We start from the raw sequence: 1,145 nt of genomic DNA on the forward strand, positions 1-1,145 counted from the left end.
GTACGGCCGCCTTCACGGATAGCGAAGCGCAGCTTCTCTTCCATGGCGATCGGGGCGATCAGCGAGACTTCGAACTTCAGGTTGTCGCCCGGCATCACCATCTCGGTGCCTTCCGGCAGCTTCACGGTGCCGGTGACGTCGGTGGTGCGGAAGTAGAACTGCGGACGATAGTTCGCGAAGAACGGGGTGTGACGGCCGCCCTCTTCCTTGGTCAGGATGTAGGCTTCGGCTTCGAAGTCGGTGTGCGGGTTGACCGACTTCGGCTTGCACAGCACCTGGCCACGCTCAACGCCGTCACGCTCGATGCCGCGCAGCAGGACGCCGACGTTGTCGCCAGCCTCACCACGATCCAGCAGCTTGCGGAACATTTCCACGCCCGTGCAGGTCGACTTCTTGGTGTCGCGGATGCCGACGATTTCGACTTCGTCGCCGACGTTGATCACGCCACGCTCGACACGACCGGTCACCACGGTGCCGCGGCCCGAGATCGAGAACACGTCTTCGATCGGCATCAGGAACGGCTGGTCCACGGCGCGAGCCGGGGTCGGGATGTACTCGTCAACGGCAGCCATCAGCGCCTTGATCGAATCTTCGCCGATTTCCTTCATCTCGCCGATCATGGCCTGGAAGGCCGAGCCTTTGATGATCGGGGTGTCGTCGCCCGGGTACTCGTACGAGCTCAGCAGCTCGCGCAGTTCCATCTCGACCAGCTCGATCAGCTCTTCGTCGTCAACGAGGTCCACTTTGTTCATGTAGACGACGATGTAGGGGATACCCACCTGACGGCCGAGCAGGATGTGCTCGCGGGTCTGGGGCATCGGGCCGTCCGAAGCGGCGCAGACCAGGATCGCGCCGTCCATCTGGGCAGCACCGGTGATCATGTTCTTCACGTAGTCGGCGTGGCCGGGGCAGTCGACGTGGGCGTAGTGACGCGCTTCGGTCTCGTACTCGACGTGGGCGGTCGAGATGGTGATGCCGCGGGCTTTCTCTTCCGGCGCGCCGTCGATCTGGTCGTAGGCTTTGAAATCGCCGAAGTATTTCGTGATCGCCGCGGTCAGCGTGGTCTTGCCGTGGTCAACGTGGCCGATCGTGCCGATGTTGACGTGCGGTTTGTTCCGTTCAAACTTTGCCTTCGCCATGATGGC

The 1,145-nt window shown here is 62.5% G+C and carries 1 protein-coding gene; it reads right to left on the reverse strand.

Annotated features, from left to right (window positions below; genetic code table 11):
* Window positions 1–1,139, reverse strand: a 1,139-nt coding sequence (tuf, locus tag BCY78_RS24210) for an elongation factor Tu (RefSeq protein WP_068306914.1), incomplete at its 3' end; no start/stop codon positions are given.
* Window positions 1,140–1,145 lie beyond the last annotated feature (6 nt).

It is taken from the genome of Pararhodobacter sp. CCB-MM2, from assembly GCF_001691415.1.
GTDB lineage: Bacteria > Pseudomonadota > Alphaproteobacteria > Rhodobacterales > Rhodobacteraceae > Pararhodobacter.